The organism is Variovorax sp. J22R115 (assembly GCF_030317005.1).
Taxonomy (GTDB): domain Bacteria; phylum Pseudomonadota; class Gammaproteobacteria; order Burkholderiales; family Burkholderiaceae_C; genus Variovorax.
This window is the reverse complement of the sequence record NZ_JASZYM010000015.1, coordinates 116621-142057: the sequence shown is the minus strand read 5'-3', so window position 1 is coordinate 142057 and position 25437 is coordinate 116621. Positions and strand designations below refer to the sequence as shown.

Genomic DNA, 25437 nt, shown 5'->3' with positions numbered 1-25437 from the left:
TTTGGAGTGAGAGATATCGTGATCGACAAGAGCATCAAGATTTTGGTTGTGGACGACTTCCCGACCATGCGCCGTATCGTGCGCAACCTTCTGAAGGAACTCGAGTTCCTGAACGTCGACGAGGCCGAGGACGGCGCGGCCGGCATCGAGAAGCTGCGCGGCGGCAACTTCGGCTTCGTGGTCTCGGACTGGAACATGCCCAACATGGACGGCCTGAAGATGCTGCAGACCATCCGCGCCGACCCCGAGTTGAGCAAGCTGCCGGTACTGATGGTGACGGCCGAGGCCAAGAAGGAGAACATCGTGGCGGCGGCACAAGCGGGCGCGAACGGCTATGTGGTCAAGCCCTTCACCGCGGCCACGCTCGAAGAGAAGATCACGAAGATCTTCGAGAAACTCAACAAGTAGGGGGCATGCGATGAGCCAACAACCCGCCGAGGCCGAACAGGGGAACACCGCCGAGCAGTTGCTGGGCCGCATCGGGCAGCTGACGCGCCAGTTGCGCGAAGGCATGCGCGAACTGGGCCTGGACAAGCAGGTCGAGAAGGCCGCCCAGGCGATCCCGGGTGCGCGCGACCGGCTGAACTACGTTGCCGAGACCACCGAGCGCGCGGCGCATCGCGCGCTCAACGCCATCGATGTGGCGCAGCCGCTGCAGGAAGGCCTCGCGAGCGATGCCAAGGGCCTGAGCCGGCGCTGGGATGAATGGTTCGCGAACCCGATCGAGCTGGACCATGCGCGCGAACTGGTGATGGACACGCGCGGCTACCTGAAGGACGTGCCCGAGAAGGCCGGTGCCATCAACACGCAGCTGATGGAGATCCTCATGGCGCAGGATTTCCAGGACCTGACCGGCCAGGTCATCAAGAAGATGATGGAAGTGGTCAACGAGGTCGAGACGCAGCTGCTGCAGGTGCTGATCGACAACTCGCCGGCCGAGAGGCGGCAGGAAATCAACAGCAGCAACCTGATGAATGGACCGCAGATCGTTCCGGGCAACCCCGAGGCCGTGACGGATCAATCGCAGGTGGACGACCTGCTCGCCAGCCTGGGTTTTTAGGAAGGTCGAGTCGCTCCTATTGGGTGAGAAGGAGGGCGATCTCGCTCTTGATCGGCCGATTGCTCCGGCCCTCCGAATCCAATAATCAGTCATGAGCAGGCGTCCTTCGCCGATGCTCCTGGAGCATGAATGGCTGAGGAAAGCGATCTCGAGAAAACGGAACCCGCCTCTGAGCGACGGCTTGAAAAGGCGCGCGAAGAAGGCAACGTGGCCCGCTCACGTGAGCTGACCACGTTGGTGATGCTGGGCACCGCCCTCGGCGGTCTGTGGTTCACGGCCCAGTCCCTTGGAAGCACCCTGAGTGCCGCACTGCGACGCGGTCTGCACTTCGAGCGCGCTGCCGCGTTCGAGCCGTCCCACATGCTGGCCCAGACCGGCACCATGGCGCTCCAGACGCTCATGGCCATCGCGCCGTTCTTCGCGATGATGTTGGTGGCCGCGGTGGTCGCGCCGCTGATGCTCGGCGGCTGGCTTTTCTCGGGCAAGGCCGTGTCGCCCAACTTCGGCAAGCTCGAACCCTTCGCGGGCGTCGCGCGCATGTTCTCCACGCAGTCGCTGGCCGAGCTGATCAAGGCGCTGGCCAAGTCCGCGCTCATCGGCGGCGTGGCCTACCTCGTCATCTCGAACAATCTCGAAAGCATCATGCAGCTCATGGCGTTGCCCGTGAGCGCCGCGCTGCCGCAGACCATCATGCTCGTCGGCCGCGACTGCGCGTTGATCGCTGCGGCGCTGTTGCTGGTGGCGCTCGTCGACGTGCCCTGGCAACTCTGGACCTACTACAAGAAGCTGCGCATGTCGCGCGAGGATGTGCGCCAGGAGCACAAGGAAAGCGAAGGCGATCCACACATCAAGGCACAGATCCGCCGCCAGCAGCAGGCGATGGCCAAGCGCCGGATGATGGCCGAGGTCCCCAAGGCCGACATCGTGGTGACGAACCCCACTCACTTCGCAGTGGCTCTCAAGTACGTCGACAGCGACATGCGGGCGCCGCGGGTGGTCGCCAAGGGCACAGACCTGGTGGCGCAGCGCATTCGCGAGATCGCCGAGGCCAACAAGGTTGCCATTCTCGAAGCGCCGCCGCTCACGCGTGCGCTCTACAAGCACACCCGGCTCGGCGACGAGATCCCGTCGGGCCTCTACACGGCGGTGGCAGAGGTACTCGCGTGGGTCTACCAGCTCAAGCGCTGGAAGGACGAAGGCGGTGATGAGCCGCGCACGCCGAAGGACCTGCCCATTCCCGAGGCGCTCGAATATTCCCTGAAGTCCGCATGAACTCCCTTGCAAGCCTGATGCGTCTGCCGACGCAAATGTTCTCCGGCAACCAGTTCAAGGGACTGGCGGGTCCGATCCTCATCATCATGATCCTGAGCATGATGGTGCTGCCGCTGCCGCCCTTCCTGCTGGACCTGCTGTTCACCTTCAACATCGCGATGTCGGTGATGGTGCTGCTGGTGAGCATGTACACCATGAAGGCGCTGGACTTCGCCGCCTTCCCCGCGGTGCTGCTGTTCTCGACCTTGCTGCGCCTCTCGCTCAACGTGGCTTCCACGCGCGTGGTGCTCATGCACGGCCACACCGGTCCGGATGCGGCCGGCAAGGTGATCGAGGCCTTCGGGCACTTCCTCGTCGGCGGCAACTTCGCGGTGGGCGTGATGGTGTTCATCATCCTGGTGCTCATCAACTTCATGGTGATCACCAAGGGTGCGGGCCGTATCGCCGAGGTCGGCGCGCGCTTCATGCTCGACGCGATGCCCGGCAAGCAGATGGCGATCGACGCCGACCTCAACGCCGGCCTGATCGGCGAGGACGTCGCACGCAAGCGCCGCACCGAAGTCGCGCAGGAAGCCGACTTCTACGGCTCCATGGACGGTGCCAGCAAGTTCGTGCGCGGCGACGCGGTCGCGGGCCTGCTGATCATGGTCATCAACATCATCGGCGGCCTGGTGGTCGGCGTGGTGCAGCACGGGCTGGATTTCTCGACGGCAGGCAAGACCTACACGCTGCTCGCCATCGGCGACGGCCTGGTCGCTCAGATCCCGGCGCTGGTGATCTCGACGGCGGCCGGTGTGATCGTCTCGCGCGTGACGACAGACGAGGACGTCGGCCGCCAGCTGACGGGCCAGCTCTTCTCCAACCCGCAGGTCCTGTTCCTGACGGCCGGCATCATCGGCCTGATGGGCATGATCCCGGGCATGCCGAACCTGGCCTTCCTGCTGATCGCGGGCGGCCTGGCGTGGCTGGGACGTGGCCTGCTCAAGCGCAAGCCGCAACAGGCCGCAGCGGCCCAGGCAGCCGCGGCGCAAGCCGCGGCGGTGCCCGCTGCCGAGATGGCCGAGGCGACGTGGGACGACATCGCGCTGGTCGATCCGCTCGGCATGGAAGTCGGCTACCGCCTCATCCCGTTGGTGGACCAGTCGCAGCAGGGCGAACTGCTGGGCCGCATCAAGAGCATCCGCAAGAAGATCGCGCAGGACATCGGCTTCCTGGTGCCAGTGGTGCACATCCGCGACAACCTGGAAATCAAGCCGAACACCTACGTCATCAGCCTGAAGGGCGTGGAGATCGGCCGCGGCGAGGCCTTCCCCAACCAGTGGATGGCCATCAACCCCGGCCAAGTCTCCGGCACCTTGCCTGGCACGCCGACGCAGGACCCGGCTTTCGGCCTGCCGGCCGTCTGGATCGACAGCAACATGCGCCAGCAGGCGCAGATCTACGGCTACACGGTGGTCGATGCCTGCACGGTGATGGCGACACACCTGAATCACTTGATCCAGGCGCACGCGGCCGAACTGCTCGGCCGTCAGGAGGTCCAGCAACTGCTCGATCAGATCGCCAAGACCGCGCCGAAGCTGACCGAGGACCTCGTGCCCAAGATCGTGACGCTGAGCACGCTGCACAAGGTGCTGCAGAACCTGCTGGACGAAGAGGTGTCGATCCGCGACATGCGGACCATCCTCGACGTGATGGCCGAGCACGCGCCGACCCTGAAGGACGCCACGGAACTGACCACGCTGACGCGCCTGGCCCTCGGCCGCGCGATCACACAGCAGCTCTTCCCGGGCGATACCGAATTGCAGGTCATCGGCCTCGACGGCTCGCTCGACAGCGTCCTGCAGCAGGCCATGACCAACAGCAGCGGCATCGAGCCAGGGCTGGCCGACAGCCTGTTGCGCCAGACACAGGCCGCCATTGCGCGACAGGAGCAGATGGGGCTCGCGCCCGTGCTGGTCGTCCAGCACGCGCTGCGCGTGCTGTTGTCGCGCTTCCTGCGGCGCAGCCTGCCGCAACTCAAGGTGCTCTCCCACGCGGAGATCCCTGACTCTCGCAACATCAAGATCACCGCCACCATTGGAGGAAGAGTTTGAGCATTTCTACAGACGTGCGGACCACGGCCCGCAGATTCGTCGCGGCCACCAGCCGCGAAGCCCTTCGCCTCGTTCGGGAAGCCCTGGGAGCGGAAGCCATCGTGCTGACCAACCGCGTTCTCGCCGAGGGCGTGGAGATCGTTGCGATGGCCGAAGGCGACGTGACGCAGGCGCTCAAGAGCGCCGAACCTGTCGTACCCCCAGCGCTCGCAGCGCCGGTCGTCCAGGTCGTTCCGGCGAAGCCCCTTGCGACCCCGGCGCAAGAACCGGTAGCCCACACCGACACGGTGCTGAACGAGCTGCATTCGATGCGCGGCATGATCGAGGAGCAACTCGCCAGCGTCGTGTGGAACGACAAGCAACGCCAGGACCCCGTGCGCGGGCGGCTGTTGCGCACGCTGCTCGGCGCCGGCTTCAGCGCGAAGCTGTCCAAGGCCATGCTGGAGAAGCTGCCCACTGGCCAGACTTACGCGCAGGGCATGGCCTTCGCGCGCTCGGAGCTGATCCGCGCGGTGCCGGTGCATGAAGACGAAGACGCGTTGCTCGCGCAGGGCGGCGTGTACGCACTGATGGGTCCGACCGGCGTCGGCAAGACCACCACCACCGCCAAGCTCGCCGCCCGATGCGTGATGCGCTTCGGCGCCGACAAGCTCGCACTGGTGACGACCGACAGCTACCGGATCGGCGCCTATGAGCAACTGCGCATCTATGGGCAGATCCTCAACGTGCCCGTCTACGCCGTGAAGGACGCGGGCGACCTGCACCTGGTGCTGCAGGACCTGCGCGACAAGCACATGGTGCTCATCGACACCGTGGGCATGAGCCAGCGCGACCGCGCCGTCTCCGACCAGATCGCGATGCTGTGCACCAGCCATCGTCCGGTCAAGCGCCTGCTGTTGCTCAATGCGACCAGCCATGGCGACACGCTCAACGAAGTGGTGCACGCCTACCGCCACGGCGGGGGCGGCAACGAACTCGCGGGCTGCATCTTCACCAAGGTCGACGAGGCCACGCATCCGGGTGCGCTGATCGACACGGTGATTCGCCATCGCCTGCCCGTGCACTACATCTCCAGTGGCCAGAAGGTGCCCGAGAACCTCATGCTCGCCGATCGCGCGCAACTGGTGGACAGTGTCTTCCAGCCGCGCCGCCACAACCCGCTGTTCGTCCCCGCGGAAGCGGACATGCGGGACGAGCCCGCAGGCGCCGCGCCGTCGGCGCAGGTCGTCCAGGCGCAGGCCGAGGCCGACCGTCTTCGCGCGCAATACCAGAACCTCATCCGCGCCATGGCGCACGACGCGCAGGAACTGGCGACCGCCGCCGGCGCACTCGCAGGCGCACAGATCGGCTTCGAGAGCGCACGTCGCCTCTGGCGCAGCGCGGGCGACGAGGACATCGGCCACAAGGCGGTGCTGCAGGACCTGATGGTGCATGCCCGCAGCGAGATCGCGGCCGGCTGCGACCACCACGTGCTCGCGCTGTGCGGGCAGGTCGGCCTACGCTCCAACGAAGGCGCAGACGCCTACGAATGCCAGAGCAGCCTGCTGCTGTCCGATCGCAGCGGCTCACCGCTCTGCGCGCCGAACCAGTGGCTTTCCACGGCCGCGACGCGCGGCGGCGGCGAGGCCCGGCGCAAGCCCGGCATGCGGCAAGTGCAGTGGCTGCGCCAACAAGTTTTCGGCAAATCGGTCGTGCACGTGCTGCCGCGGCTGCCCGCCAGCGAGCTCATGGCCGAGTGGCAGGCGCAAGCGCAGAAGTGGCTGGCCCACGCGCCGGGTTCGACCGGCGTCATCGACCCGCACACCGGCGCATCGGGCGCGCTGGCGCGCAGGGACTTCGAGTTCGGCGAGGCGCATCCCGTCCTGTTCCGCGGCAAGCCTGCGGTGCAATGCGAGGCGCATGCCGAGGTGATCCTTCGTGCCGGTGCCGACAACGCCGTGCTGCCCACGCTGCGCTGCGTGGTGACGCGAGTGATGGACGAACGCAACCGGAAGATCCTCGCGCAAGACTATCTGCTGACCAACGTCGGCATGCAGGTCACCGCGCGGCAGCTGGCGCAATGGCAGGGATGGGCCGCCGAGGCGGACCCGTGCTTCCGCCTGATCCGTCAGGGCGTGCAGCTCGTGGGCGGCATGGGCGAGCTGGGCGATCCGAACATGATGAAGCGCCTGCTGATCGCGGGCCAGGTCACCACCACCGTGTGGCGGCTGCTGCAGGCCGACGGTGAGTGGGCCGACCGCACGCGCATGCTGTTGAACCAGCTGACCGGCCGGCCAGCGCGCTCCAGCCGGCCTCTCACCGGCAATGCCTTGTACGTGGGCGTGGGCAAGCTCTTCCTGCTGCTGGAGGCGCTCGGCACCGAATCGACGGCGCCGACGCAGCGGCAGCACACGGTCCTGGAGCAGCACGATTGAGGAGGCGGCCATGAGCAAGCTCGTTGCAGATCAGGCCGACGGATTGCGGCGCCTGCTGTCACGCACGCCAACGCGCATCGTGGCCGTTGCCGGCATCGCCCGCGGTGACGGCGCGACCACCACGGCGATGAACCTGGGCGCGGCCCTGGTGCATCAAGGCAAGGACGTGCTGCTCCTCGACGAGCATGGCCCGGCGGCGGACTCGGTCTGCGCCGTCTGGGGCCTCGATCCGCTGGGCAGCCTGGCAGACGTCGCCGATCGGCGGCTGACCCGCGACAGCGCGGTGGCGCGTTCAGGCTGCGGTGTCGCCGTGCTGCCGGCGCTTCCCGGCGTGCCGCATGCGGACGCCGATCCGCGCCTGCTGTGCCATGGCGGCGTGATCCTGATCGACGCGGCGTTCGACGGCGAAGGCCGACTGTCGTCGTTGGCCCGGCTCGCGGACGAGCTGGTGCTCGTGCTGCAGCCGAACGCTGCCTCGATCACGTCCGCCTATGCGGGCATCAAGCGCCTGCACTACGCGCATGGCTTGAAGCAATTGCGCTTCCTGGTCAACGCGGTGTCCAGCGTGGAAGAGGCACAGAAGGTCACGGCCAATCTCGCCAACACCGGCAGCCGCTATCTCGCGGTGTCCCTGGAGCCGGCCGGATGGGTTCGCGCCGATCCGCACCTGGCGGACGCGCGGCGACTGGGCGAGACCGTGGTCGAGGCCTTTCCAGCCAGCCCGGCCGCCGTGGATTTCAGGCGCATCGCGGGCGACTTGGGCCGCTGGCCCTGGCGGATCGTCGCGCCCGGCCGTACGAAAAGCATCGAGAACTCGGAGCAGGCGCCGCGCGCAGCGACGGTGCCTGCGCGTTCCGCGCACGCATCGGGCGCAGTCGCCGCCTGACCCGCGGAACGAACAACGAAAAAAAGGACTGAACGTGTACACCGCGCAGGGAACCATTGAAAAGTCCCATCTACTGGAGCAGCACCAGCCGATGGTGCGCCGTATCGCGCTCCAGATGATCGCCAAGCTGCCCGCCAGCGTGGAACTCGACGACTTGATCCAGGCCGGGATGATCGGCCTGCTCGATGCGTCGAGCCGCTACCAGGACAACAAGGGCGCGCAGTTCGAGACCTTCGTCAGCCAGCGCATTCGTGGCGCGATGCTCGACGAGCTGCGTGCCAGCGACTGGGGCTCGCGCGGCCTGCGCCAGTCGGCACGCGGCGTCGAGAAGGCCATCCAGGCGCTCGAGCACCGGTTCGGCCGACCGCCCACCGAGGGGGAGATCGCCAGGGAGCTGAAGATGGACCTGGAGGCCTACCAGTCGCTGCTGCAGGAGATCCAGGGCTGCCAGCTCCTCTATGTCGAGGACTTCGCGAAGGGCGAGGCCGACAACCCCTTCATCGACATCCATGCGCAGGAAGCGCGCAAGGGCCAGCGCGTGAGCGACGACCCGCTGCAGCAATTGCTGGAGAGCGGCTTTCGCCAGCAACTGGTGGACGCCATCTCGGCGCTGCCCGAGCGCGATCAGCTGCTGTTGAACCTGTACTACGAAGAAGAACTGAACCTGCGCGAGATTGGCGCGATCCTCGAAGTGAGCCAGAGCCGTGTGTGCCAGTTGCACAGCCAAGCCATCAGCCGGTTGCGGGTGAGGTTGAAGGAACTGCTGTAGTCGCTGAAACGGTCGGACTTGCCAAGTAAGTGTAGTTATTTCGTGTAACAATAATTGACATTGTTGGAGCCGGCGGCTGGCGTCGGGACCTGTCAGTCGAAGAGGACGCGATGATTTCTGCATACGTGGTCTTGGGAATCCCCGGCAACGCGACGCCTGAGGACATCGAAGCTGCTTTTCAGCGGGCACGTTCGGCCTATACGCGGGAGCGGATGGCCCAGGACTCGCGCGTTGCGGAACAGTTGACCGAAGTCATCGACGCCTACAACGTATTGCGCGATCCGGATTCGCGTGCGGCGCACGACAGGAAACTGGCGCGTCCGGTCGCTGCGCGGCCGGTGCAACGGCGATTCGAAGTTCATCCCGCAGTCGAGCGGGAGTCCGGCATGCCCAAGGCGTTGATGCTCCTCGGCGTGCTCGTGGTCGCGCTTTTCGCGGTGGGTCTCTTCGTTCAGCACCGCCGACAGGTTGTCCAGCAGGAATTAGCGGCGCAAGCGCTTGAGACGGCTCGACAGCAAGCGGCCGCCGAGGCCGAAAGCCGAAAGGCGAGCGAACTGGAGGCCAGAGAGCGCGCTCGCGCAGACGAGGCTGCACAGGCAAAGGACCGTGCATTCCGCCGCGAGGCCGATGCGGCTCTCGTGCGTGCGCAAAGTGCGGATGCACGCCAGCGCTCGCTCGATTCGCAAAAATGGGCGGCCGAACAGCGAGAACAACAGCGCAAGGAGTCGGAACGCAATGCGGATGAGAGACGCCGGATCAGCGAAGGGCAGCGCAGGGTCGCCACCGACAAGCAGAGAATTCGTGAGCTCTGCTACATCAACTACCGTCGCTACGACTGCTGATCGGGACTTCCGGGCTGGGGCTGCGCCGCGAGTTGCCGTAGTATGAGCGACCCCGCCGAGGTCCGTTTCAGGCGGCCAGGAAGCGCTCCGCCAGCAGCACCCAGTAGGCCGACCCGATCGCGACGTTGTCGTCGTTGAAGTCATAGCCCGGGTTGTGCACCATGCACGCGCCGTGGCCGTCTCCCTCTCCAGCACCGTTGCCGATCAGCAGGTAGCTGCCCGGCACTTTTTCGAGCATGAAGGCGAAGTCTTCGCTGCCGGAGAGCGCCGGGCCTTGCAGCGTGACGCGATTGGCGCCGACCAGTTCGACCGCCACCTCGCGGGCGAAGGCGGTCTCATCGGGCGTGTTGACCAGCACGGCATAGCCCGGCCGCCAGTCGATCCTGGCAGTGACGCCGAAGCTTTCGGCCTGCGCGGTAATCACCGACTTGATGCGCTGCTCCAGCACCGCGCGGACTTCGCGGTCGAGCGCGCGAACACTGAGTTCCATCGTCGCGCTCTGCGGAATCACGTTGTTGGCCTTGCCGGCGTGCAGCGCGCCCACCGTGACGACCGCCATCTGTAGCGGGTCGACGTTGCGCGACACGATGGTCTGCAGTGCCATCACGATGCTCGCCGCCGCCACGACCGGATCGGCTGTACGGTGCGGCAATGCGCCGTGGCCACCGATGCCGGTGAGCGTAACCGTGACGTAGTCGGACGAGGCCATCGCCGCCCCTTCGCGCAGCACCAACTCGCCTTGCGGCACGCCGGGCATGTTGTGCATCGCGAAGATCGCATCGCACGGGTACTTGTCGAAGAGGCCGTCCTGCATCATCCGCAGCGCGCCGCCGCCGCCTTCCTCGGCGGGCTGGAAGATCAGGTTCAGCGTGCCGGTGAAGCGGCCGCGAAGGGCCAGATGGTGCGCCGCCGCGAGCAGCATGGCCGTGTGGCCGTCGTGGCCGCAGGCGTGCATCACGCCCTGGTGGCTGCTGGCGTAGGCCAGTCCGGTGGTCTCGTCGATCGGTAGGGCGTCCATGTCGGCGCGCAGGCCGAGCTGCCGCGCGCCGTTGCCGCGCCGCAGCCGTCCCACGACGCCGGTGCCGCCGAGGCCGCGCTCGACTTCGTAGCCCCATTCCTTGAGTTTCGAGGCCACCAGTTCGGAGGTGCGGTGCTCGTCGAAGGCCAGTTCGGGGTGATGGTGGATGTCGCGTCGCAGGCCGATGAATTCATCCGCCTGCTGGTGCAGCGCGTCTAGCAGGGTCGCAGTCGTCATGGTGTTCCTTACTGGGGCTGCAGGTTGATGGACTTGGCAATGGCGCGGTAGCGCGCAATCTCGGCATCGTAGAACTTCGCTGATTCGGCCAGCGTCATCGGCGGCGAGGCCAACTGCGTCTGGGCCGCCAGTTGCGATCGTACGCCGGGCTCCTGCAGCGTGGCACCGATGGCCTTGTGCAGGCGCTGCACGACATCCTCCGGCGTGTTCTTCGGCACCATGAAGCCGCTCCAGATCTTGTACGAGAAGTCCTTCAGCTCCTTGCCTTCGCTGACCGCCGGCACGTTCTTGAGCAGTTCCGAACGCTGCGCGCCGAGTTGCCCGATCACCTTGAGCCGGCCTTGATCGGCCAGGGCGCCCATGCCGGCGCTGTAGACCAGCACGGCGAAGTCCACCTGCCCGCCGCCGATGTCCTGCAGAAGAGGTGCGTTGCCCTTGTACGGCGCGTGGATCATCTGGGTGCCCGTGCGGTGCTGCACGTCCTCGAGGATCAGGTGATAGAGCGAGCCGATGCCCACGCTGCCGTACGTCAGCGGCTTGTCCTTGGATTTGCGGGCGAGCGCGATGAGTTCGTCGACGTTGCTGGCGGGCAGGTCCTTGCGAGCGACGAAGACCATCACCGCATCCGTCACCGGATGGACGAGCCGGAAGTCCTCCGCCTTGAGCTTGACGGCTGCATTGGCGAGCGGCGACAGGATCACCTCGTTGGGCGAGCCCTGAAAGAGGTAGTAGCCGTCTGCGGGCGCCGCGAGCACCTTCTGGGCCGCCAGCGCGCCGGCGACGCCGCCGAGGTTCTCGACGACCACCTGCTGGCCGAGTTCCTTGCCGAGCGGCACGGTGAAGATGCGCGCCGCCGCGTCGGACGGCCCGCCGGCGGGGTAAGGGACCATCAGGCTGACGGGCTTGGTCGGGTAGCCCTGGGCGAGGGCTGCGCCCGCGGCCAACAGCAACAGGCCGGTGACGATCGAACGCTGGAGGAACGGCTTCATAGGACTCCTGGGTGGCGCTGCGTGGGCGCCTGTGGGATGACTGGCTCGGCGGTGGCGTCCTGATGTGCAGACGCTAAACGCATCGTAGGAGCGCTGCAAAAGAACATCCAATGCATTGTTGTTGGATTTAGCATTACTTCAATGCATACCAGGTGAAAATCGACGCCATGACGCTCGTTCAACTCCGCCACCTGATCGCGCTCGCGGAGAGCGGGTCATTCAGCAAGTCCGCGCAGGCGCTGTACATCACCCAGCCGGCACTCAGCCGTAGCATCCGCGCGCTGGAGGACGAACTGGGCACGCCCCTGTTCGACCGCGTCGGGCGGCGCAGCGAGCTCACGTCCTTCGGCCACGAGGTGGTGTCTCGCGCCCGCCAACTGGTGTTCGAGGCCGGAGAGTTGCACGACAGCGGCCGGCGGATGCGCGAAGGGCAGGGCGGCGTGCTTCGCATCGGCATGGGCTCGGGCCCCGGCGCGATGCTGATGACGCCGTTGCTGATGCGCATGGCGACGCGGCATCCCAAGGTGCGGGTGGTCGTGGCGCGCGGCGGCACCGACCTGCTGGCACAGGCCCTGCGCGCGCGAACGCTCGATGCGCTGGTGGTCGATGCCCGTTCGCTGGATCCCGCCGCCGACCTGGAGGTGAGCGAATTGCGCGAGATGCTAGGCGTCTTCATGTGCCGTCGCGGCCACCCGCTCACGCGCCTGCGCAAGGGCGTGACCTTCGAGGCCGTGCAGCGCTACCCCGTCGCCTCCACGCCGCTGAGCGAGGAGGTGGCGCGCAGCCTGATCGAGACCTACGGCCCCGACGCACACCCCGAGCATTGCGTGACCCTGCAGTGCGAGGAGGTCGCGAGCCTGATCGACGTGGCGCGGCGGAGCGATGCGGTGCTGCTGGCCATTCGCGCGGCCGCCCCCGATCTGGTCGAGCTGAAGATGACGCCGCCGATCGAAAGAGTCGCGCGCTTCGGGCTCGTGACGCTGCGCCGGCGCACCGAGGCGCCGGGGTTGTCGATCGTGCGGGAGTTGATCCAGGAGCTGATGCACGACTGAGGCCGTCGGGCACCGGACGCCGGCGCATTTGACCGCGGCGCGGCATTCATGGATAACTCGCCTCGGAGACATCGCTCGAACGCCGGCCACAACGAAAGAATGCCATGAGCCAATTCCGCATCGAACACGATCTGCTTGGCGACCGCGAGGTGCCTGCCGAGGTGTATTACGGCGTGCACACGCTGCGCGCCCAGGAGAACTTCCAGATCTCGGGCACGGTGATCTCCGCCTATCCCGAACTCGTGACCGCGCTGGCGTCGGTGAAGCAGGCCGCCGCCGAGGCCAACGCCGAATTGGGTCTGCTGCCCGAAGCGAAGCTCACCGCCATCGTCGCGGCCTGCGAGGAGATCCGCAAAGGCGCGCTGCGCGACCAGTTCGTCGTCGACATGATCCAGGGTGGCGCCGGCACCTCGACCAACATGAACGCCAACGAGGTGATCTGCAACCGGGCGCTGGAGATCCTCGGGCACCAGCGCGGCGAGTACCAGCACCTGCACCCGAACGAAGACGTCAACATGGCGCAGAGCACCAACGATGTCTATCCGACTTCGCTGCGCATCGCGACCTGCTTTGCCATCGACCGCCTGCTCGTGGCGATGGACCGGCTGCGCGGCGATTTCGCCGAGAAGGCGGTCGAGTTCGCGCCGCTGCTGAAGATCGGCCGCACCCAGTTGCAGGACGCCGTGCCAATGACGCTGGGCCAGGAGTTCTCGACCTATGCCGTGATGCTGGAAGAGGACATGGCCCGCTTGCGCGAAGCCTCCTTGCTGATCCGCGAGATCAACCTCGGCGCGACGGCGATCGGCACCGGCATCACCGCGCACCCCGAGTACGCGGCCAAGGCGCTGAAATCATTGGTGCGCATCACGGGCATCGAACTCAGCACCGCGCCGAACCTGATCGAGGCGACGCAGGATTGCGGTGCCTTCGTGCAGTTGTCGGGCGTGCTCAAGCGCATTGCAGTGAAGCTGTCGAAGACCTGCAACGACTTGCGGCTGCTGTCGAGCGGCCCACGCTCGGGGCTGGGCGAGATCAATCTGCCGGCGATGCAGGCGGGTTCTTCAATCATGCCGGGCAAGGTCAATCCGGTGATCCCGGAGGTCGTCAACCAGGTGGCGTTCGAAGTGTTCGGAAACGACCTCACGGTGACTTTCGCCGCTGAGGCCGGGCAACTGCAGCTGAATGCCTTCGAGCCGATCATCGCAACGGCATTGTTCCGCAGCTTCAAGCACCTGACGAATGCCTGCAACACCTTGGGCGAGCGCTGCGTTCGAGGCATCACCGCCAACCCCGATCGACTGAAGGAGAGCATCGAGCGCTCCATCGCGCTCGTCACCGCGCTCAACCCCATCATCGGCTACAAGGAAGCGACCGAGGTCGCGGCCGAGGCCTACGCCAACGGAACCAATGTGCGCGAGGTCGTGTTGCGACGCAAGCTGATGACCGAGGACGAACTGGAGCAGGCGCTGCGCCACGAGGTGCTGACTCAGCCGCGCGTCTACGAGCAGACCCAGCGCAAGCACTGAACGTGCGAGGGAGCGTTCGCGTGCGGTGCAGCCTCAGTTGGCCGTGATCTTCCGCTCGCGGACGATGGCGCTCCACTTGGCGTCCTCGCTCCTCATGAACGCGGTGAGTTCGGCGCGCGAGGTCGGCTGCGGCGTCAGGCCGTGCTTGTTCAACGCGTCCTTGACGCCGGGATCGTTGAGCACCTTGACGATCTCCACGTTCCAGCGGTCGAGGATCGGCGCCGGCGTCTTGCCGGGCGCGACGAAGGCATACCAGTTCAATGCCTCGAAGCCGGGGTAGCCCGATTCGGCCACCGTGGGGATGTTGGGCAGGTAGGCCGGGCGCTTCAACCCCGTCGTCGCGAGCGGGATCAGCTTGCCGGCCTCCACGTAGGGCATCGCGGTCGGCGGGGCCGAGAAATACGAGGCGATCCGCTGGCCCAGCAAGTCGGTGAGAGCGGGGGCGCCGCCCTTGTACGGCACGTGCACCATGTCGACGCCGGCGCGCTGGTTGAACAACTCGCCCGCCAGGTGCGAGGCAGAGCCGGCGCCGGTGGAGGCGAAGTCCACGCCGCCCTGCTTTTTCTTGGCGAGGGCCACGAACTCGGAGAGGTTCTTCACGCCCACGCCCTGGTGCACCACGAGCACGTTCGGAAAGTTCACGCCGCCGGACACCGGCGCGAGATCCTTGAACGGGTCGTAGCTGACCTTCATCACGTGCGGCGCGATGGTCAGCGGGCCGATCGATCCGAACAGCAGAACCGAGCCATCGGCGGGACCGCTGGCCACTTGCTGGTGAGCGATGTTGCCGCCCGCGCCGGCCTTGTTGTCGACCACCACGCTCTGGCCGATGTTCTCGGCCAGCTTCTTGGCGATCAGGCGCGCTGCCGCATCGGCCGCACCGCCGGGAGCGAAACCGACGACCAGCGTGACGGGTTTCGAAGGAGGGAAGTCCTGGGCATGGCCGACGCCTGCCAGAGGCAAGGCGGCGATGGCCAGCGTCATGGCGCTCAGCAGTTGGCGTTTGTTCATCGTGATCTCCGGATGGGTTGTCTTGTTGTCAGTCGGCGCCCAGCCCGATCGGGTTGGGTTGGCGTTTCTCGATCGCGTGACGCAGCAGCGAGGCGGTGCGGAAGATGCCGTGCCCGAATTTGCCATAGGGGAGCGTGGCGAACAGGGCCATCACCGCGCCGAGGTGCAGACACAACAGCACCGCCAGTGCAGGTGTGCCGCGGCCCAGCCACAACGCCAGGCCGGTGGCGCTCGTCAGAAAGAGCAGGGCGATGAATCCGAGGTCCATCGGCTTCTGTGCCACGTCGCCGTGCAGCGGATGGCGGCGGCGGTTCAGGCGCCACAGGCCTGCGGTGCCCACCATCAGGCTCAGGCCGCCCGCCACGCCCAGCAGCTTGGGAAGGCTGGGCAGGTCGTACGGTGCGATCCAGCCGAACACGTAGTGATAGACCGTTGCCAGCGCGGTGGCGGCAAAGCACAGCATGAAGCCGTAGAAGGTGAAGTGGTGGAAGCGCCGGCGCGAGAGCGTGTACGCGTCGTCCTCGTTGTTGCAGCCCTGGCCGTGCCCGCCGTCGAGATACTTCAGCCGCAAGACCGCATCGGTGGCCTCGGCAGCGGCGGGAGCACTCAGCGGCGCACCGCTGGTCGCCGGTGTCACGTCGCGCCAGAAGCGGCGAACGCCCATCGCCAGGGCCACTGCCGCGAACAGGAAAACCGGCGCGAACAGGCTGACCAGCAGGTTGTGCGGGAACAGCTTGTAGAAGTTGCCTTGGAGGTTGCCGCCCCACAACGTGCCGTTCATCGCAACGGCCATGATCAGGAACAACGCCAGCCCCGCCGCCACTGCGAGCGACAGGGTGAGCCCGTTGCGCTGATACAGCTTGCCCAGCGCGGGCGGCCACGCATAGTCGACATAGGTCTGCCCGCGCACTTCGGCCATCGCTTTCGGCACGTTGACGGCGAACTCGTGCGGCGGCGCGTACTGGCAGGCGTGCAGGCAGGCGCCGCAGTTGTGGCAGAGGTTGGCGAGAAAGTGAATGTCGGCCTTGCCGAACTCGAGCCGGCGCGTCATGGCGGGGAACACCGCGCAGAAGCCTTCGCAGTAGCGGCAGGCATTGCAGATCTGCATTTGCCGTGCGACTTCGGTTTCGTTCGCTGTGAGGATCGGGATCACGGTGCGCCCGCCAGTGGCGAGCGACGCGGCTTCGCGCGTGAGGGCTTCAAGCTGTTGCATGGTGGTCCGTTCTGGTCGACTTGGCATTGATGGCTGCCTCGGCCGCGCGGGTGCCGGCGATGCGCCCGAACGCGGTGCCGATGGCCATGCCGACGCCAGCCGTGTAGCCCTTGCCGAGCACGTTGCCGGCCATCATTTCGCCGGCGACGAAGAGGTTGTCGCTCGGCACGCCGTCGAAGTGCACCGCTGAGTCCTCGTTGACCCTCAGACCCAGGTAGGTGAAGGTGATGCCGGGCCGCAGCGCATAGCCGTAGAACGGCGCGGTGTCGATGGGGCGCGCCCAATGCGTCTTGGCGGGCGAGAGTCCTTCGGTGTGGCAGTCGTCCAGTTGCGTGTGATCGAAGGTGCCAGCGCGGCAGGCGGCGTTGTAGGCCTCGACCGTGGCCGTGAAGCGGGCTTCATCGAGTCCGAGTTGGCGCGCGAGTTCGGGCAGCGAGTCGGCCCGCGTGCCCGGGAACACCGGCGGCATGAAGCGGCCGACGGCCTTCGCGTCGATGATCGACCACGCGATCTGGTCGGGCTGCTGGGCGACGAGCCGGCCCCAGATGGCGTAGCGCTTGGGCCAGAAATCCTCACCCTCGTCGTAGAAGCGGTCTGCGTTGCGGTTGACCACCACGCCCAGCGATACGCAGTCGATGCGCGTGCAGATGCCGCCGTCGTACAGCGGGGCGCGCGCATCGATCGCCACCATGTGCGCCTGTGTCGGATCGCCGATCGCGTCGGCGCCTGCATCGATCATGTGCTTGAGCAGCACGCCCGTGTTGAAGCGGGTGCCGCGGATCAGGAAGTTGTCGGCCGGCCATTCGCCGCGCTCGTTCTGGCCCCAGGCCTCGCGCAGCCATTCGATGTTCGACTCGAAGCCGCCCGCGGCCAGCACGCAGGCGCGGGCCGCGATGCGTTCGCCGGTGCCGGTGCGGACTGCGATGAAGCGGCCGTCCTGCATTTCCACCGACACCACTGGCGTGTCGTAGCGGACTTCGACGCCCAGCGCCTCCGCGCTGCGGAAGTAGGCATTGACCAGCGCCTTGCCGCCGCCCATGAAGAAGGCATTGGTGCGCGCCACGTGCAGCGCCCCCGACAGCGGTGGCTGGAAATGCACGCCATGGCTTCGCATCCAGTCGCGGCAGTTCGAGGACGCGCGGATCGCCATGCGCGCGAGGTGCTCGTCGGTCTGGCCGCCCGTGACCTTCAGCAGATCCTGCCAGTACTCTTCTTCGGGGTAGGCCTCTACCAGCACGTCCTGCGGCGCGTCGTGCATGCAGCGCAGGTTGCGCGTGTGCTGCGAATTGCCGCCTCGCCATTCGCGCGGCGAGGCTTCGAGCAGCAGGACGCTGGCGCCGGCCTCGCGTGCCATGAGCGCAGCGCACAGCGCAGCGTTGCCGCCGCCGACGACCAGTACATCGATCACGTTGACTCTCCTTGTGGGGTCAGGAGACTGTAGGGAGTCGGCCCTTCACGCGAAAGGGCGGTTCGGGCAACGGGTGTTCAGTTTTCGAGAAGACTCGCGCCGGCCCAGCGCCCTTCGCGCACCAGCGTGCGCGCCGTGTCGGCCATCACCACGCGGGTGGCCAGTGCGGCGGGAGAGAGTTCGTCGTCCGACAGGCTTACCAGCAGGTTGCGGCGACCGACATGCGCGTCGGTGATCTGGCTGCGGTGTAGGTCTTCCGCGGGATGACGTGCCGTCGCGGCACCGGGCTGGATGGTTGCGCCCTGGCCGGCAAGCACTGCATCCATGAGCAGGGCGAGGCCGTCGATTTCCGCGACGACGGTCGGCTCGACGCGCGCTCGCGCAAAGGCCGCCGCCAGCGTCGCGCGCAGTCCGTGGCCGGCACTGGGCAGGATGAGCGGCACGCCGGCCAGTTGAGACAGGCGAACCTTGGCGCCGGCCGGTCGCTTCGCCAGCGTGGGCGAAGCGATCACGTACAGCTTTTCGTCGAGCAGCGGGGAGACGCTCCAGCGGCGCGGCGTCTCGGTCTGGAACAGCACGGCGAGATCGAGTTGCCGCGACTCGAGCATGGTCGCGAGATGGCCGGAGAGCGATTCCACCAGATGCAGACGCACGTCCGGATAGCGTTCGCGCATCGCTTGCATCAGCGGCACGCCGAGCACCGAAGCCGTGGTCGGTGCGAGGCCCACGCTCACGTGGCCCGAGAGGCGCGCCTGCTGCGCGGCGCGAATCGCATCGTCGGCGTGACGCAGTGTGAGTTGAGCCTGGTGGAGAAAGGCCACGCCCGCGTCGGTCGGCGTCACGCCCGTCGATGCGCGTTGCAGCAGGCGGGTGCTGAGTTCGCTTTCGAGGCGGCTGATCTGCTGGCTCAGGGCCGAGGTGACCACACCCAGTTCGACCGCCGCCCGGCCCATGCTGCGCAGCTCGCAGACCTTGACGAAATAACGTAGCTGTCGCAACTCCATGAGGGGCAGTGTAGGGTCAGCGCGTCGGCGCGCGCTGGATCGGGTGCGGCCCGCATGCTCGAGGCGCTGGCGGGATCAGAGGTGGCTGCACTCGGGCGCCACGCGGTCCAGCGCCTCGATCAGCTTGGCCGTCAGGCGCAGGCTGTAGTCCTCGGTCGGGTGGACTTCGTCGATGAGCTCGACCGGGCCTGCCGACCCGAAATCGGCGAACTCGACGTCCATGTCGCGCGCCAGCCTCTTCGCTTCGTCGTCGATGCGGTCGCGGCCCGCGAGCTTGTCCGGTGTCATGAAGTCGTTCGGCGTCTGGCGCGAGTAGCCGGTCAGCACCGGAATCTTGCCCTCGAAGCGGACGGCTTCGATCATCCACGGCAGGTGGGTTAGCACGGTGCCGCCGGACCATCCTTCGGCAATGCCGCTCTCGATCACGACCACGCGGGCGTCCCGAGGATCGTTGTGAAACCCCTTGGCCACTTTCGCCAGGGACTGGCCCGGTACCGTACGGTCGTCGATGCGCCAGGCAGGCCGCTGCGCCTTGAGTTCGGCCGCTGGATGGCGCGCGTGGCGCATCGACAACTCTTCCTTGACGTAGGAGCCGTTGAGGATCGAGTCGCCGTACAGGACCACGGAACAGTCGGGGGAGGCCTTGTCAGGCATCGGCTGGGCGGCTGCGATCACGGCGGGCGCCACCGGGACCGGGCCGGCCGCATCCGTTTTGCCTGCGCTCTTGCCGCCGCAGGCGCTGAGTGCCATCGAGACGGCGAGGAGGGTGGCAGAAGCGGATTTCATGCTGGTACTGAGGCGGGTGCTCGTGCGGCCTCTGCGCGGGAGCGGATATCTTGTGCAAAACAAGCGAAAAGAATGCGAACGGAATGACACGTGACGCGTAGGACCTGGCGCCATGCCAAGCGACGAGTTCGGACCACGAATGTGGCTGGACGAGACCAACGAAAAAGTCCTGCTACCGGGGAGGTAGCAGGACTTCTTGCTTCGATTGGTGCCGGAGAGATGAATCGAACACCCGACCTTCTCATTACGAATGAGCTGCTCTACCGACTGAGCTACACCGGCTAAGCCTTCGATTATAGCGGGTCGTGATAGCGAGTCAGTCGCTCGACCTCATTTTTTGATCCCAACACAACGGCCACGCGTTCGTGGAGCTTCGACGGCTCCAGGTCGAGGATGCGCTTCTTGCCGTTGGTGGAGGCGCCGCCCGCCTGTTCGACGATCCAGCTCATGGGGTTGGCCTCGTACATCAGGCGAAGCTTGCCGGCCTTTTCCGGCTCGCGCTTGTCCCAGGGGTACATGAAGACGCCGCCGCGCATCAGGATCCGGTGCACGTCGGCCACCATGCTGGCGATCCAGCGCATGTTGAAGTCCTTGCCGCGAGGGCCTTCCTTGCCGGCCAGGCATTCGTCGATGTAGCGCTTCACCGGGGCGTCCCAGTGGCGCATGTTGCTCATGTTGATCGCGAATTCTCTGGTGTCGGCAGGGATCTGGATGTCTTCCTGCGTCAGCGTGAAGGAGCCCTGTTCGCGGTCGAGCGTGAACATCGCGACCCCGTTGCCGACGGTCAGCACCAGGGTGGTCTGAGGTCCGTAGATGCAGTAGCCGGCGGCCACTTGCTTGCTGCCGGCCTGCAGGAAATCGGCTTCCTGCACGCCGGGCGTGTCGTCGGGCTTCTTGAGCACGCTGAAGATGGTGCCGATGCTGACGTTCACGTCGATGTTGCTCGAGCCGTCGAGGGGATCGAACAGCAGCAGGTATTCGCCTTGAGGATAGCGGTTGGGAACGACGTAGATGCTGTCCATCTCCTCGCTCGCCATCGCGGCGAGGTGGCCGCCCCATTCGTTGGCTTCGATCAGCACCTCGTTGGCGATGATGTCGAGCTTCTTCTGGATTTCGCCCTGCACGTTCTCGCTCTCGGCGGTGCCGAGCACGCCGCCGAGCGCTCCCTTGTTGACGGCCTGGCTGATGCTCTTGCAGGCGCGAGCCACCACTTCGAGCAGCAGCCGCAGCTGGCCGGGGATGAGGCCGTCGGCGCGTTGCTGTTCGACGAGGTAGCGGGTGAGTGAAATCTTCTGTTGAGCCATGTGGTTGGAATTCCTTGATGGGGTCAGGCCGTCAGCGCGCGGGTGACGACCTCGTGCGTGTCCTTGCTGAGGTCGGGTCGGGCGGCGACGCGGGCGATGGCCTCGCGGGCGGCGCTGCGATAGGGTTCCGCCAGCTTGCTCCAGCGGTCGAGCGCACGGGCGAGGCGGGCCGCAACCTGCGGATTGATCGCGTCGAGCTCGATCACGCGATCGCTCCAGAACACGTAGCCGGCCGCATCGGGGCGGTGCAGTGCGCCGGGGTTGGCGCTGCAGTAACTGAAGATCACGCTGCGTGCGCGGTTCGGGTTCTTGATGGAGAAATCCGGGTGCTTCATCAACTGCTTTACCAGCGGCAGGATGTCGCCGCCGCGGTCGGGTGCGCCGGCCTGCAGCGAGAACCACTTGTCGATCACGAGTGCTTCGTTCTTGAAGATCTCGTGGAAGCGCGCGAGCGCCTGCGCCGCCAATGCGTGGCCGGAGGAGACCAGTGCGTTGAGGGCGTTGAAGCGATCGGTCATGTTGCCCGCGTCCTTGAAGCGCTGCAGCGTCCTGCCCGGCCAGACCGCGTCGCCCGTGGCGCGCGCGCCAAGGCACAGGTGGGTCAGCGCAATGGCGGCCAGCGCGCGACGGCCCGAAGACACGGGGTCAGGCGCGTACGCGCCGGTGTCGCGGTTCTGCTCGTACACGTGCTCCCAGTCGGCGAAGAGGGCGGTGGCGAGTTGCGCGCGCATGGCTTCGCGTACGGCGTGCACGCGCTGCGGATCGACCACTTCCAGTTGCTCGGCGATGTACGTTTCAGAAGGGAGCGTGAGTACGAGTTCCTTGAACGCGGCATCGAGCGTCGGATGGCGCAGCACGCCGCGCATCGCATCGACGAAGGCCTCGTTCAGCGGCAGCTCGTGGGTGCCGGCCGGTGGCGTCGCGATGGCGCGCACCGCGGCGCGCAGCGCGAGGCGTTGGCTTGCTTCCCAGCGATTGAACGGATCGGGGTCGCTGGCCAGCAGCGTGAGCAACTGGGCGTCGGTGTACTCGTAGTCGAGGATCACCGGCGCGCTGAAGCCGCGCAGGATCGACGGCACGGGCTCGGCGTCGATGTTGACGAACGTGACCTGTTCGCCTGCGCGCGTCAGCACGAGGGTCCGGGTGCCTTCGACGGCGTTCGGTTCGCCTTCGAGTTGCAACGGCAGTTCGCGTCCGTCAGCGCCCAGCAGGCCGATGTTGACCGGGATCACGAACGGATCCTTCGACTGCTGGCCCGGTGTGGGCTGGCAGCTTTGCACGAAGCTCAGTGTGTAGCTGCGCGCGGAGGCGTCGTACACGCCGTGCGCGGCGAGACGCGGAGTGCCCGCCTGGCTGTACCAGCGCTTGAACTGGGGCAGCAGGCGCGCGAGGTCCGATTCGGGATTGGCGTCGGCAATCGCCTGCGCAAAGTCGTCGCAGGTCACGGCCTGCCCGTCGTGGCGCTCGAAGTACAGCGTGATGCCGCGCTCGAAGCCCTTGCGGCCGACCAGCGTCTGCATCATGCGAACGACCTCCGCACCCTTCTCGTAGATGGTGACGGTGTAGAAGTTGCTGATCTCGATGTAGCTGTCGGGCCGCACCGGATGGGCCATGGGGCCCGCGTCTTCGGGGAACTGCGCGGTGCGCAGCACGCGCACGTCCTCGATGCGCTTGACGGCGCGTGCCGAGGCGTCGGCGCACAGGTCCTGGCTGAACTCCTGGTCGCGGAAGACGGTGAGACCTTCCTTGAGCGAGAGCTGGAACCAGTCGCGGCAGGTCACGCGGTCGCCGCTCCAGTTGTGGAAGTACTCGTGGCCGACCACGCTTTCGATGTTGCTGTAGTCGGCGTCGGTAGCGGTGGCCTGGTTGGCAAGAACGTACTTCGTGTTGAAGATGTTCAGGCCCTTGTTTTCCATCGCGCCCATGTTGAAGTCGCTGGTCGCGACGATCATGAAGCGGTCGAGGTCCAGCGGCAGGCCGAAGCGGGCTTCATCCCACATCACCGAGTTGATCAGCGAGTTCATCGCATGCTCGGTCTTGTCGAGGTCGCCGGCGCGCACGTAGACCTGCAGCAGGTGCTCCTTGCCATTGCGCGCCTTGATGCGTTGCTCGCGCGCGACCAGCTTGCCGGCGACGAGCGCGAAGAGGTAGCTCGGCTTGCGGAAGGGGTCGACCCACTTCGCGAAGTGGCGGCCTTCGGGCAGGTCGCCCTGCTCGACGAGGTTGCCGTTGGAGAGCAGCACCGGGTACGCGGCCTTGGCCGCGCGCAGCGTGACGGTGTAGCTCGCCATCACGTCCGGACGGTCGAGGAAATAGGTGATGCGGCGGAAGCCTTCGGCCTCGCACTGCGTGAAGAAGGTGTCCTCGCTCACGAACAGGCCCATGAGCTTGGTGTTCTTCACCGGGCAGCAGGTGGTGAAGATCTCCAGCTCGAAGGCATCGGGAAGGTTGTCGATCACGAGCTGGTCGACATCCATGCGGAAGGACGCGCCCTGGCCGTCGACCAGCACGCGTGCCAGGTTCAGCTCGTCGCCGTCGAGGCGCAGGGGCTCGGGCGCCACGTCGGTATTGCGACGCAGGCGCATGCGATTGAGCACGCGGGTCTTGGCGGGGTCGAGGTCGAAGGTGAGGTCGACGGTGTCGATCCAGTAGGCAGGCGCGCTGTAGTCCTCGCGACGGATCGCGATCGGTTGGCCTTGGGCATCACGCAACAGCATCGAGTGTCTCCAGAAAGTTTGAGTTGGCTAGTTCGTTGTAGTCACGCACGGCCGCAATCACGTGCGGCCCTGCGAGTTCGGAGGCGCTGTGGGTGGTGCATACCGCGACCGCGAGCATGCCGCCGCGGCGCGCGGCCTCGATGCCGAAGGGCGCGTCTTCGAAGACGACGCAGCGCGAAGGCGCCGCGCCGATGCGGCGGGCGGCTTCGAGAAAGATGGCGGGTTGCGGCTTGCCTGGAAGGCCTTCGTCGCCGCCGACGATGGCGAGCGGGGCAGGCGTCATGCGCAGGTTCGACATCGTGAACGCGATGTTGTGCTTGTCGCCCGCCGTGCCGACCGCGATCTTGAGGCCGCGCGCGACGGCGCTGCTGGCAAAGGCGCGAAATCCTGCGACCTCGCGGAACTCGGCGCCGAAGAGCTCGCGGTAGATGGATTCCTTCTGGTGCGTGATCTCGGCGCTCTCGGCGTGCGTGACCTCGCGGCCCATCAGCTCGCGCGCGCATTCGAATGCCGTGCGCCCGGTAGTGCGGCGCATGAAATGCGGCACGTCGATGTCGAGGCCATTGCGGCGCCCGTACTCGACCCATGCCTTGGCATGCCAGGGCATGGAGTCGACCATGGTGCCGTCCATGTCGAAGATCAGTGCTTCCACCTTGTGCGTCGCGCCTTGCATCAGACCCCTTGTTTCAAAGAGGCTTCGATGAAGGCGTCCAGATCGCCGTCGAGCACCTTTTGCGTGGCCGAGATTTCGACGTTGGTCCGCAGGTCCTTGATGCGGCTGTTGTCCAGCACGTAACTTCGGATCTGGTGGCCCCAGCCCACGTCGGTCTTGCTGTCCTCGAGCTTCTGCTGCTCTTCCTGGCGCTTGCGCATCTCGTGGTCGTAGAGGCGCGAGCGCAGGCGCTTCCAGGCGACGTCGCGGTTGCTGTGCTGGCTGCGGCCGTCCTGGCACTGCACCACGATGCCGGTCGGTATGTGCGTGAGCCGCACGGCCGAATCGGTCTTGTTGATGTGCTGGCCGCCGGCGCCGCTGGCGCGGAAGGTGTCGGTGCGCACATCGGAAGGGTTGATCTCGATCTCGATCGAGTCGTCGATTTCCGGGTAGACGAAGATGCTCGCGAAGCTGGTGTGGCGTCCGCCCGAGGAGTCGAAGGGCGACTTGCGCACGAGCCGGTGCACGCCGGTCTCGGTGCGCAGCAGGCCGAAGGCGTAGTCGCCCTCGACCTTGATGGTCGCGCCCTTGATGCCGGCGGTGTCGCCCGGCGTCTCGTCCTCGATCTGCGTCTTGAAGCCCTTGCGCTCGGCGTACTTCAGGTACTGGCGCAGCAGCATGCTGGCCCAGTCGCAGGCTTCGGTGCCGCCGGCGCCGGCCTGGATGTCTACGAAGGCGTTCAGCGGATCGGCCGGGTTGTTGAACATCCGGCGGAATTCGAGCTGCTTGATGTCGGCTTCGAGCTTGGCGGCGTCATCGGCGATGGACTGCAGGCCGTCCATGTCGCCTTCTTCCTTCGACATCTCGAACAGTTCGGTGTTGTCCGAAAGCCCGCTGGTGAGCCGGTCGAGCGTGACGACCACGTCGTCGAGCGACTTCTTTTCGCGGCCCAGTTCCTGGGCCTTCTTCGGGTCGTTCCAGACGTTGGGATCTTCGAGCGATGCGTTGACCGTCCTCAGACGTTCGGCTTTGGCATCGTAGTCAAAGATACCTCCGTAAATCGGCGGTCCGGGCGCTCAGGTCTGCGAGGGTTGCGCCGATTTGGTTGATTTGCTCTGCATCCATGGGGTGTCCTGACGGTGTTCGGGGAAAACCGTGCATTTTCTCATGCCGGGCAACGCCGG

Annotated in this window: 21 protein-coding genes, 1 tRNA gene and 1 pseudogene; 11 read left to right on the top strand and 12 right to left on the bottom strand. The window is 66.3% G+C overall.

Features of this window, described 5'->3' with window-relative positions; all coding sequences use genetic code 11:
* Window positions 1–21 precede the first annotated feature (21 nt).
* The 9 genes and pseudogenes from cheY (at window position 22) to QTI04_RS25500 (ending at window position 9336) form a co-directional block, all read left to right on the top strand.
* Window positions 22–408, top strand: a complete 387-nt coding sequence (cheY, locus tag QTI04_RS25535) for a chemotaxis response regulator CheY (RefSeq protein ID WP_286604489.1) — start codon at window positions 22–24, stop codon at window positions 406–408.
* 10 nt (window positions 409–418) lie between these two features.
* Window positions 419–1060: a protein phosphatase CheZ gene (gene cheZ / locus QTI04_RS25530; RefSeq protein WP_286617989.1), complete on the top strand. Its 642-nt coding sequence runs from the start codon at window positions 419–421 to the stop codon at window positions 1058–1060.
* Window positions 1061–1189: 129 nt separating this feature from the next.
* Window positions 1190–2332, top strand: a complete 1143-nt coding sequence (gene flhB / locus QTI04_RS25525; RefSeq protein ID WP_286617988.1) for a flagellar biosynthesis protein FlhB — start codon at window positions 1190–1192, stop codon at window positions 2330–2332.
* Window positions 2329–4425, top strand: coding sequence for a flagellar biosynthesis protein FlhA (gene flhA / locus QTI04_RS25520; RefSeq protein WP_286617987.1), 2097 nt, complete (start codon window positions 2329–2331; stop codon window positions 4423–4425). Before flhB ends, flhA begins: the two co-directional genes overlap by 4 nt.
* Window positions 4422–6839: a flagellar biosynthesis protein FlhF gene (flhF, locus tag QTI04_RS25515; protein WP_286617986.1), complete on the top strand. Its 2418-nt coding sequence runs from the start codon at window positions 4422–4424 to the stop codon at window positions 6837–6839. Before flhA ends, flhF begins: the two co-directional genes overlap by 4 nt.
* A gap of 10 nt (window positions 6840–6849) precedes the next feature.
* Window positions 6850–7725 (top strand): flagellar biosynthesis protein FlhG, encoded by an 876-nt coding sequence (locus QTI04_RS25510; RefSeq protein ID WP_286617985.1) that lies wholly within the window; start codon window positions 6850–6852, stop codon window positions 7723–7725.
* Window positions 7726–7759: 34 nt separating this feature from the next.
* The gene (locus tag QTI04_RS25505; RefSeq protein ID WP_286604411.1) at window positions 7760–8494 is read left to right on the top strand and encodes an RNA polymerase sigma factor FliA; all 735 of its coding nucleotides are present in this window, start codon (window positions 7760–7762) and stop codon (window positions 8492–8494) included.
* Window positions 8495–8604: 110 nt separating this feature from the next.
* Window positions 8605–8787: pseudogene (locus QTI04_RS34340) on the top strand (DnaJ domain-containing protein); the annotation flags it as partial.
* 93 nt (window positions 8788–8880) lie between these two features.
* A complete protein-coding gene (locus QTI04_RS25500; RefSeq protein WP_286604412.1) occupies window positions 8881–9336 on the top strand; it encodes a hypothetical protein in 456 nt (151 codons plus the stop codon).
* Window positions 9337–9403: 67 nt separating this feature from the next.
* On the opposite strand, the gene QTI04_RS25495 is transcribed toward QTI04_RS25500, so the two are convergent.
* Both QTI04_RS25495 and QTI04_RS25490 read right to left on the bottom strand, forming a co-directional pair.
* Entirely contained in the window at window positions 9404–10591 is a 1188-nt protein-coding gene (locus QTI04_RS25495) for a M20 aminoacylase family protein (protein ID WP_286604413.1), read from the bottom strand.
* 8 nt (window positions 10592–10599) lie between these two features.
* Window positions 10600–11580 (bottom strand): tripartite tricarboxylate transporter substrate binding protein, encoded by a 981-nt coding sequence (locus QTI04_RS25490; protein ID WP_286617984.1) that lies wholly within the window; start codon window positions 11578–11580, stop codon window positions 10600–10602.
* 167 nt (window positions 11581–11747) lie between these two features.
* On the opposite strand from QTI04_RS25490, the gene QTI04_RS25485 reads away from it, so the two are divergent.
* On the top strand, window positions 11748–12632 hold the full coding sequence (locus QTI04_RS25485) for a LysR family transcriptional regulator (RefSeq protein WP_286618035.1): 885 nt from the start codon (window positions 11748–11750) through the stop codon (window positions 12630–12632).
* 104 nt (window positions 12633–12736) lie between these two features.
* Window positions 12737–14158 carry an aspartate ammonia-lyase gene (aspA, locus tag QTI04_RS25480; RefSeq protein ID WP_286617983.1) on the top strand — a complete coding sequence of 474 codons (1422 nt, stop codon included), beginning with the start codon at window positions 12737–12739 and terminating at the stop codon, window positions 14156–14158.
* A 33-nt stretch (window positions 14159–14191) separates the two neighbouring features.
* Here aspA and QTI04_RS25475 read toward each other — a convergent pair whose 3' ends face one another.
* The 10 genes from QTI04_RS25475 to prfB all read right to left on the bottom strand — a co-directional run bounded on the left by QTI04_RS25475 (window position 14192) and on the right by prfB (window position 25378).
* Window positions 14192–15142: a tripartite tricarboxylate transporter substrate binding protein gene (locus QTI04_RS25475; RefSeq protein ID WP_286618034.1), complete on the bottom strand. Its 951-nt coding sequence runs from the start codon at window positions 15140–15142 to the stop codon at window positions 14192–14194.
* A 55-nt stretch (window positions 15143–15197) separates the two neighbouring features.
* A complete protein-coding gene (tcuB, locus tag QTI04_RS25470) occupies window positions 15198–16382 on the bottom strand; it encodes a tricarballylate utilization 4Fe-4S protein TcuB (protein WP_286617982.1) in 1185 nt (394 codons plus the stop codon).
* The gene (gene tcuA, locus QTI04_RS25465) at window positions 16369–17790 is read right to left on the bottom strand and encodes an FAD-dependent tricarballylate dehydrogenase TcuA (protein ID WP_286617981.1); all 1422 of its coding nucleotides are present in this window, start codon (window positions 17788–17790) and stop codon (window positions 16369–16371) included. Before tcuA ends, tcuB begins: the two co-directional genes overlap by 14 nt.
* A 77-nt stretch (window positions 17791–17867) precedes the next feature.
* Entirely contained in the window at window positions 17868–18794 is a 927-nt protein-coding gene (locus tag QTI04_RS25460) for a LysR family transcriptional regulator (RefSeq protein ID WP_286604422.1), read from the bottom strand.
* A 75-nt stretch (window positions 18795–18869) separates the two neighbouring features.
* Window positions 18870–19580 (bottom strand): SGNH/GDSL hydrolase family protein, encoded by a 711-nt coding sequence (locus QTI04_RS25455; protein ID WP_286617980.1) that lies wholly within the window; start codon window positions 19578–19580, stop codon window positions 18870–18872.
* Between the two features lie 206 nt (window positions 19581–19786).
* Window positions 19787–19862: transfer RNA gene (locus QTI04_RS25450), tRNA-Thr, on the bottom strand.
* Between the two features lie 11 nt (window positions 19863–19873).
* A complete protein-coding gene (locus QTI04_RS25445; RefSeq protein WP_286604425.1) occupies window positions 19874–20884 on the bottom strand; it encodes a class 1 fructose-bisphosphatase in 1011 nt (336 codons plus the stop codon).
* A gap of 23 nt (window positions 20885–20907) precedes the next feature.
* Entirely contained in the window at window positions 20908–23601 is a 2694-nt protein-coding gene (gene pepN, locus QTI04_RS25440; RefSeq protein ID WP_286617979.1) for an aminopeptidase N, read from the bottom strand.
* Window positions 23588–24274: an HAD family phosphatase gene (locus tag QTI04_RS25435; protein WP_286617978.1), complete on the bottom strand. Its 687-nt coding sequence runs from the start codon at window positions 24272–24274 to the stop codon at window positions 23588–23590. Before QTI04_RS25435 ends, pepN begins: the two co-directional genes overlap by 14 nt.
* Window positions 24274–25378 (bottom strand): peptide chain release factor 2 gene (prfB, locus tag QTI04_RS25430; protein ID WP_286617977.1). Its coding sequence is split into 2 segments (ribosomal slippage): window positions 24274–25296 and window positions 25298–25378, totalling 1104 coding nucleotides; the frame shifts between segments, so codons are not numbered across the junction. Before prfB ends, QTI04_RS25435 begins: the two co-directional genes overlap by 1 nt.
* Window positions 25379–25437: the final 59 nt, after the last annotated feature.

Bases quoted from the DNA above. Each gene is read 5' to 3' on its own strand.
- QTI04_RS25445 (WP_286604425.1), bottom strand. From the start codon at position 20,884: ATGGCTCAACAGAAGATTTCACTCACCCGCTACCTCGTCGAACAGCAA.
- QTI04_RS25510 (WP_286617985.1), top strand. From the start codon at position 6,850: ATGAGCAAGCTCGTTGCAGATCAGGCCGACGGATTGCGGCGCCTGCTG.
- QTI04_RS25500 (WP_286604412.1), top strand. From the start codon at position 8,881: ATGCCCAAGGCGTTGATGCTCCTCGGCGTGCTCGTGGTCGCGCTTTTC.
- QTI04_RS25435 (WP_286617978.1), bottom strand. From the start codon at position 24,274: ATGCAAGGCGCGACGCACAAGGTGGAAGCACTGATCTTCGACATGGAC.
- QTI04_RS25495 (WP_286604413.1), bottom strand. From the start codon at position 10,591: ATGACGACTGCGACCCTGCTAGACGCGCTGCACCAGCAGGCGGATGAA.
- aspA (WP_286617983.1), top strand. From the start codon at position 12,737: ATGAGCCAATTCCGCATCGAACACGATCTGCTTGGCGACCGCGAGGTG.
- QTI04_RS25485 (WP_286618035.1), top strand. From the start codon at position 11,748: ATGACGCTCGTTCAACTCCGCCACCTGATCGCGCTCGCGGAGAGCGGG.
- flhA (WP_286617987.1), top strand. From the start codon at position 2,329: ATGAACTCCCTTGCAAGCCTGATGCGTCTGCCGACGCAAATGTTCTCC.
- pepN (WP_286617979.1), bottom strand. From the start codon at position 23,601: ATGCTGTTGCGTGATGCCCAAGGCCAACCGATCGCGATCCGTCGCGAG.
- cheZ (WP_286617989.1), top strand. From the start codon at position 419: ATGAGCCAACAACCCGCCGAGGCCGAACAGGGGAACACCGCCGAGCAG.
- QTI04_RS25460 (WP_286604422.1), bottom strand. From the start codon at position 18,794: ATGGAGTTGCGACAGCTACGTTATTTCGTCAAGGTCTGCGAGCTGCGC.
- tcuB (WP_286617982.1), bottom strand. From the start codon at position 16,382: ATGCAACAGCTTGAAGCCCTCACGCGCGAAGCCGCGTCGCTCGCCACT.
- QTI04_RS25475 (WP_286618034.1), bottom strand. From the start codon at position 15,142: ATGACGCTGGCCATCGCCGCCTTGCCTCTGGCAGGCGTCGGCCATGCC.
- flhB (WP_286617988.1), top strand. From the start codon at position 1,190: ATGGCTGAGGAAAGCGATCTCGAGAAAACGGAACCCGCCTCTGAGCGA.
- QTI04_RS25490 (WP_286617984.1), bottom strand. From the start codon at position 11,580: ATGAAGCCGTTCCTCCAGCGTTCGATCGTCACCGGCCTGTTGCTGTTG.
- QTI04_RS25455 (WP_286617980.1), bottom strand. From the start codon at position 19,580: ATGAAATCCGCTTCTGCCACCCTCCTCGCCGTCTCGATGGCACTCAGC.